The sequence below is a fragment of the Streptomyces sp. TRM64462 genome, from assembly GCF_013362995.1.
Classification (GTDB): Bacteria; Actinomycetota; Actinomycetes; order Streptomycetales; family Streptomycetaceae; genus Streptomyces.
Genome location: NZ_JABWDV010000425.1, coordinates 70,202 through 77,929 on the forward strand (window position 1 = coordinate 70,202; position 7,728 = coordinate 77,929).

General features: G+C 75.8%; 4 protein-coding genes and 1 pseudogene. All 5 read left to right on the plus strand.

The genetic code is table 11. From position 1 onward, the window contains the following. Positions 1-34: 34 nt before the first annotated feature. Positions 35-1,312, plus strand: coding sequence for a hypothetical protein (locus HTZ82_RS27055; protein ID WP_175412002.1), 1,278 nt, complete (start codon positions 35-37; stop codon positions 1,310-1,312). After that, positions 1,309-3,984: a serine/threonine-protein kinase gene (locus tag HTZ82_RS27060; protein ID WP_175412003.1), complete on the plus strand. Its 2,676-nt coding sequence runs from the start codon at positions 1,309-1,311 to the stop codon at positions 3,982-3,984. Before HTZ82_RS27055 ends, HTZ82_RS27060 begins: the two co-directional genes overlap by 4 nt. 3 nt (positions 3,985-3,987) lie before the next feature. Continuing rightward, a complete protein-coding gene (locus HTZ82_RS27065) occupies positions 3,988-5,418 on the plus strand; it encodes a protein phosphatase 2C domain-containing protein (RefSeq protein WP_175412004.1) in 1,431 nt (476 codons plus the stop codon). Between the two features lie 68 nt (positions 5,419-5,486). Beyond that, positions 5,487-6,866 (plus strand): VWA domain-containing protein, encoded by a 1,380-nt coding sequence (locus HTZ82_RS27070; RefSeq protein WP_175412005.1) that lies wholly within the window; start codon positions 5,487-5,489, stop codon positions 6,864-6,866. 45 nt (positions 6,867-6,911) lie between these two features. Further along, positions 6,912-7,728 (plus strand): annotated as a pseudogene (locus HTZ82_RS27075) (forkhead-associated protein); the annotation flags it as partial.

Below are 7,728 nucleotides of genomic sequence, written 5' to 3' on the forward strand. Positions count from 1 at the left end.
GGCGAGTGGACGAGTGGAAAGCGAGAGGTGATCGATGGGCGTCACGGGACCCCCCGGTCCGGTGATGGACCGGGACGAGGTGGACCGTGCGCTGGCCCGGCTCGGCGCGGAGCACAAGGCGGTCGAGGACTCGCTGCTCGCGCTGCAGGACCACGCGGGCCGCAGGCTGCTGGAGGGCGCCGAGCTGACCGGCACGACCAAGGAGCGGTGGGCGGAGACCGAGCGGACCGTCGTACGGCTCTGGACGTACTTCGACGCGTACACGGCCGCGCTCCGCGAGGCCCGGGAGATACGGGCGCGGCGCCGCTGGCCGGGGCGGGACGAGCTGGCCGAGCTGACCGACCGGCTGCGCGGCGGGAGCGTCGTCGTGCCGGGCGACGCCGACCGGGGCGCGCAGCTGGCCGAGCGGTTCACGCTGGAGCAGCTCGTGGCGCGGATGAACGAGCTGTACGCGGCGTCCCTGGACGTGGTGGTGACGGCGGACGCCGTCTGGTCGGCGCTGCCCGCCCGCATAGACCTCCTGGCCGCCGAGCTGAACCGGACGCGTTCGCTGGCGCGTTCCGTGGGTGTACGGCCCGGTGAGCACCCGGCGGGCGACGACCTGGAGGCCATCACCGACGAGCTGGCGACGCTGCGCGTCCAGGTGGTGAGCGACCCGCTGGCGTTCTGGCGGCCCACGCCCGGCAGTTCGGCGCCCGGCGGCGGCCGGCCCGACACAGACCGGTACGACAGGGCGGCGCGTGCGCTGGAGGACGTACGGCGGGAGATCGAGGCCGTGCTCCAGGTGCGGCAGGACTCCGAGTCGCGGCTGCTGCGGCTGCGCGACCTGCTGTCCCGGGCCGACCGGACGCTGGCCGAGGCGCGGACGGCGCGCGGTGAGGTCCTGGCGAAGATCGCCGCTTCCGAGGTGCCGGTGGTGAGCGGGCCGCCGACGGCGCTGCAGGAACGTCTCGCGACGGCCGCCGAGTACCGGCGGCACGCCCAGTGGAACCGCCTCTCGCCGCTCCTTGAGGCGCTGGAGCGGGAGGCCGAGGACGAGTTGCTGCGCGCCCGCGAGTCGCTGACGGCGGTCACGGCGCCGCTCGCGGTGCGTGCCGAGCTGCGCGGCCGCCTCGACGCGTACAAGGCGAAGGTCGCCCGGCACGGGTACGCGGAGGACCCGCTGCTCGTCGAGCGGTACGACGCGGCGCGCCGGATGCTATGGAGCGCGCCGTGCGACCTGCGCGCCGCCGAACAGGCCGTGCTGCGGTACCAGCGGGCGGCGACGGAGGTCCTGTCGACCGGGCCGAGCGACCGCGGGGGGTATGGATGAGGACATGTCAGCGCCCGGGGTGCGGTGGCGCGTACGAGGACGTGGGCGGCGGCGAGCTGTACTGCGACATGTGCGGTCTGGCGCCGGTGGTGGCACCGAACGGGATGGTGTCGTCGCCGGCCACGGGCGTGGCGGCGGGGGGCGCGGGCGGCGGTTCCGGGCCGTCCGCCCGGTCGGACCGGTCGGCCGGCTCGGCCGGTTCGGCCGGCTCGGCCGGTTCGGCTCGTTCGTCCGCCGGGTCGTCTTCCCGGTCCTCCTCGTCCCGGTCGTCCCGCGCCTCGTCCCGCTCCTCGTCCCGCTCCTCGCGGTCGGCGAGTTCGCGGCGGTCCGTGTCCGGGCGGCTCTCGCTGTCCCTGTCGGGCGAGGCGACCGCGCGCTCCGTCTCGGTGCGCAGCAGCGGCTCGTCGTCCGGCCAGTCGGCCCGCAACCGGCTGGGCGCAGGCCTGGTCACGGTCCCGGAGGTGCCGCGCCCCGACCCGCGTACGGCGGTGATGGAGCACCCGGAGGTGACGGAGCGGAAGCGTTTCTGCTCGCGCTCCGACTGCGGTGCGCCGGTCGGCCGCGCGCGCGGCGGGCGGCCGGGCCGTACGGAGGGCTTCTGCACGAAGTGCGGCCACCCGTACTCGTTCGTGCCGAAGCTGCGCCCGGGCGATGTGGTGCACGGCCAGTACGAGGTGGCGGGCTGTCTCGCGCACGGCGGGCTCGGCTGGGTGTACCTCGCCGTGGACCGCGCGGTGTCCGACCGTTGGGTGGTCCTCAAGGGCCTGCTGGACACCGGTGACCAGGACGCGATGGCGGCGGCCATCTCGGAGCGGCGGTTCCTCGCCGAGATCGAGCACGCCAACATCGTCCGCATCTACAACTTCGTGGAGCACCTGGACCAGCGGACGGGCTCCCTCGACGGCTACATCGTCATGGAGTACGTCGGCGGCAAGTCCCTGAAGGACATCGCCAACGCGCGTCGCGGCCCGGACGGCCGGCGCGATCCGCTGCCGGTCGAGCAGGCGTGCGCGTACGGCATCGAGGCGCTGGAGGCGCTCGGCCATCTGCACAGCCGCAACCTGCTGTACTGCGACTTCAAGGTCGACAACGCGATCCAGACCGAGGACCAGCTCAAGCTGATCGACATGGGCGCGGTGCGGCGGATGGACGACCGGGAGTCGGCCATCTACGGCACGGTCGGCTACCAGGCGCCGGAGGTCGCGGAGGTCGGCCCTTCGGTCGCGTCGGACCTGTACACGGTGGCGCGGACGCTGGCGGTGCTGACGTTCGACTTCCAGGGCTACACGAACGTGTTCGTGGACTCGCTGCCCGACCCGGAGCACATCGAGGTGTTCCGGCGGTACGAGTCGTTCTACCGGCTGCTGGTGCGGGCGACGGACCCGGACCCGGGGCGCAGGTTCGCGTCGGCGCAGGAGATGGCCGAGCAGCTCACGGGTGTGCTGCGGGAGGTCGTGGCGGTCCAGACGGGCACGCCGCGCCCGGCGCTGTCCACGCTGTTCGGGCCCGAGTTGCGGGTGGCGGACACGGTGCTGTTCGCCGAGCCGGCGGGTGAGGTGTCGCGGCTGGGGCTGCGCGGCGGGACCGGGCGGCGTCGCGGGGCACGGCGCGGCGCGGCGACGCGGGGGCCGGATGGCGGGGCGGTGCGTGGAGCGGACGGTGGGGCGGTCCGTGGACCGGCCGGCGGGGCGGCGCCCGCGGCCGTGCCCGCACCCGCACCCGTGCCGTTGCTCGCCGGGCTCGACGTACGGGCCGCCGCGCTGGCACTGCCCGTGCCGCACATCGACCCGGGCGACCCCGACGCGGCGTTCCTGGCCGGGCTCATGGGCTCGGGCCCCGCCGAGCTGGTCGCCGCGCTGGCTGCCGCGCCGGCCGCGCCCGCGGGCTCGCCGGAGCTGCGGCTGCGGGAGCTGCGCGCCCGCCTCGAACTGGGCGACGCGCGGGCCGCGCTGCGGGCGCTGGACGACCTGGAGCGGCTGCACGCCGACGACTGGCGGGTCGTCTGGTACCGGGGCGTCGTCGCGCTGGCGACCGGCGACAACGCCATGGCCGCCGTGTCGTTCGACGCCGTGTACGACGCGTTCCCCGGCGAGCCCGCGCCCAAGCTGGCCCTGGGCGTGTGCGCCGAGGTGCTCGGCCAGATCGACAACGCCGCCGAGTACTACGGCCTGGTGTGGGCGACCGACCCGAGCCAGGTGAGCGCCGCGTTCGGCCTGGCCCGGGTGCGGCTGGCCGCGGGTGACCGGACGGCCGCCGTCCGTACGCTGGAGTCCGTCCCCGAGGCGTCCATCCACTACACGGCCGCGCGCGTCGCCGCCGTACGGGCCCGGCTGCGGCAGCGCGACCCGCGCGAACCGCTGCGGGACGACCTGTACGCGGCGGCCGGGCAGGTGACCGCGCTCGACGGGCTCGGGCTCGACCCCGTCCGCAGGGAGCGGCTGTCCACGGAGGTGCTGGGGCTCGCCCTGGACTGGTGCCTGTCGGGCGGTCCCGGCATGCACGGCGGGCAGTCTCCGGACCGCGCGCTCCTGGGGAGCGAACTCCACGAGCGCGGGCTGCGCTTCGGGCTGGAACACTCGTACCGGGTGCTCGCCCGGCTCGCCCAGCGCGGCGAGGAAAGGATCGAACTGGTGGAACGGGCCAACCGCTTCCGCCCCCGGACGTGGGTGTGATCGATGTCGCAGACGCATCAGCAGGCGCATCAACTGTCGGCCTGCCCTGGCTGCTCCGAGCCGCTGGAGTCGGGCGATCTGTTCTGCGGTGCCTGCGGGTACGACCTGTCGGCCGTGCCCCAGCCGCCGCAGGACCGGCCGACCGTGGCCCTGGACGTGGCCCTGGCCCTGGACCCGAACCGGGCGGCGGCGTCGGGCACGCCGCCCGTACCGGACGCAGCCGGTGTACGGGGAGTGCCCGGCGTGCCCGGCGTACCCGGCGTACCCGGTGCGCCCGGTGCGCCTGAACGGCCGGTGCGGCACGATCCGCCCGGCGGCCTCGGGGCGGGCGCCGACGGGGACTTCGAGCTCGCGGCGCCGGACCCGCGCGCGGCGGCTGCCGCCACTGCTGCCCCAGCAGCCCCGGCAGCACCGGCGGCTCCCGCAGCACCCGCAGCACCCGCCCCCACGGCCCCGGACGCCGGGCACGCCCCGGGTGGCAAGGTCTGCGTCGCGTGCCGGGCCGGCCGCGTGGACCGGGACGGGTACTGCGAGAACTGCGGCCACGCCCAGCCCCGCGAACGCGACCACATGGAGCAGGAGCTGGGACCGGTCGCGGCGGTGAGCGACCGCGGGCTGCGCCACCACCGCAACGAGGACGCGTTCGCCGTATCGGCCACCGCGCTCGCGGACGGTTCGCCGGCCGTCGTGGCGGTCGTCTGCGACGGTGTGTCGTCGGCGTCCCGCCCCGACGCGGCGTCGGAGGCCGCCGCCGGTGCGGCGAACGAGTCCCTGCTGGAGGCGCTGCCGCGCGGTACGCATCCGCAGCAGGCGATGCACGAGGCGATCGTCGCCGCCGCCGACGCGGTCAACGCCCTCGCGCACGGCCCGGACGGACCGGGCGGACCGGGCGGACCGCAGGGAGCGGACGGCGCGGCGGGCCGGGAGCACGACGCGCACCGCCACCGCAACGCCCCGGCCTGCACCATCGTCGGCGCCGTCGCCGCGGGCGGGCTGCTCGTCGTCGGCTGGGTCGGCGACAGCCGCGCCTACTGGGTGCCGGACGACCGCGGCGCGCCGCCCGCCCGCCTCACCGAAGACGACTCGTGGGCGGCGCAGATGGTCGCGGCGGGCCTGATGAACGAGGCCGAGGCGTACGCCGACGAGCGGGCCCACGCCATCACCGGCTGGCTCGGCGCCGACGCGTACGAACTGGAGCCGCACACCGCCGCGTTCACACCGGACCGGCCGGGTGTCGTCGTGGTGTGCACGGACGGGCTCTGGAACTACGCCGAGTCGGCGGACGACATGGCGCGGGTCCTGCCGCCGGACGCGGCGGCGCGGCCGCTGCACAGCGCCCAGGTGCTCGTCGGCCACGCCATCGACGGTGGCGGGCACGACAACGTAACGGTGGCGGTGCTGCCGTTCGCCGTACCGCCGCGAGGGGCAGCCTGACCAGGGCGCGATGACCTCAGAGCCGGAAGGCCGGAAGGCCGGAAGCCGAAACCCGGGAGCCGATCAGGATGGCGAACTTCTCCAAGTCGAACGTGCCGCAGTTCTCGGTGGACGTGTACCAGAACGTGTATCTGCCGGAGGGCGGCCGCGAGGTCCACGCGATCGTGACCGTCACCGCCACGGGCGGGGGCACGACGGGCGGGGCGCCGCTGGCGGCGGTCCGGCCGGGTGCGGGGCAGCGGCCGGGGCCGGGGCCGGGTGCCGCGGTCGTGCTGATGGTGGACTGCTCCGGCTCGATGGAGTACCCGCCGACGAAGATGCGCAACGCGCGCGACGCGACGGCCGCCGCGGTCGACACGCTGCACGACGGGGTCGCGTTCGCGGTCGTCGCCGGTACGCACGTGGCGCAGGAGGTGTACCCGGGCGGCGGCCGGCTGGCCACGGCGGACGCCCGGACGCGCGCGGAGGCCAAGGAGGCGCTGCGGCGGCTGAGCGCGGGCGGCGGTACGGCCATCGGTACGTGGCTGCGGCTCGCCGACCGGCTCCTGGCCCCGGCCGGCACCGCGATCCGGCACGGCATCCTGCTGACGGACGGGCGCAACGAGCACGAGTCGCCCGACGACCTGCGGGCGGCGCTCGACGCGTGCGCGGGGCGGTTCACGTGCGACGCGCGCGGCGTGGGCACGGACTGGGAGGTGAAGGAGGTCACGGGCATCGCGTCGGCGCTGCTCGGCACGGCGGACATCGTGGCCGATCCGTCCGGTCTCACCGCGGACTTCACGCGGATGATGGAGCACGCGATGGGCAAGGAGGTCGCGGACGTCGCGCTGCGCGTGTGGACGCCGGTGGGCGCGGAGATCCGGTTCCTGAAGCAGGTCGCGCCGTCCGTCGAGGACCTGACGGGACGTCGTACGGATGCGGGGCCGCGGGCCGGTGACTATCCGACGGGTTCGTGGGGTGACGAGTCGCGCGACTACCACCTGTGCGTGCGCGTCCCGGCGGCCGGGCTGAGGCAGGAGATGCTCGCCGCGCGTGTCTCCCTCGTCCTGCCGGACGGCCGGGCCGGTGGGGTCGGCGGGGGCGGCGACGCGCGTCCCCCGTCTCAGGGGCTCGTACGGGCCGTGTGGACCGACGACGTGGCGGCGACCACGTCCATCAACCCTCAGGTCGCGCATTACACGGGGCAGGCCGAACTCGCCCATGTCATCCAACAGGGGCTCGATGCCCGCAAGTCGGGCGATTTCGGCGGAGCGACGGCGAAGCTGGGCCGGGCGGTGCAGTTGGCGGCCGCGTCGGGGAACACGGATACTACGAAACTTCTTTCGAAGGTGGTCGACGTCGTCGACGTGGCGACGGGTACTGTGCGACTGAAGGCGAAGGTCGCGGAGGCGGACGAGATGACCCTCGAAACGCGCTCCACGAAGACGGTTCGCGTGAAGAAACCGTGACCACGGTCGCAGCGGCGGCCGAAGAGGAGAGGGGGAAGGGCCGACATGCCGACCTGCCCGAACGGACACCAGTCGGGTTCCGACGACTGGTGCGAGGTCTGCGGCCACCGCATGGCCGGGGCGGGCGCGCCCGCCGGTGCCGTTCCGCCGCCCCCTCCCCCGCCGCCCGCTCCCGCGCCTCCCGCTCCGCCCGGCTACGGCTACCCGGGCCCGCCGCCTCCGCCCCCGCCCGCCGGTGCCGGTCCGGGCCCTGTTCCCGGCCCCGGCCCTGGCCCTGGCTCTGGCCCGGTGGCCGGCGATCCGAACGCCACGCAGCAGGCCGAACTCTGCCCGCAGTGCCGTACGCCGCGTGAGGCGATGGCTCCGTTCTGCGAGGAGTGCCGCTGGAACTTCCTCACGAACACGGCCACGTCGTACACGCCGGTGTCCCCTCCCCCGCCGCGCACGGGCCCGCCGAGCGGCGGCCTGAACCTGCCGCCGGGCTTCCAGTCCGCGCCGCGGCCGCCCGCGCCGGACCCGTACGAGTACCAGGGCTCGCGCCCGTCCCAGATGAACCGCCCGGCGGAGCCGCTGTCCCCGGAGCCGACGCCCGAGCGCCCGTCTCCCGCGCCGTCGGGCCCGCCCGGGCCGCCGCCGCTGCCCCAGTCGTTCCAGCAGCAGCCGCAGCCGCCTCAGCCGCCGGCCGGTGGACCCCCGCAGGCCCCGCAGGCCCCTCAGCCTTCGCAGTCCCAGCCCGGGCCGCCGCCTCCGCCGCGCCCGCAGCCGACGGGTGGCGGCGGTGACGACTGGCTGCTCCCGCCGCCGTCACACGCCCAGCCCCAGCAGGCCCCGGCCCCGCAGGCCCCGCCGCCCCCGGCACCCC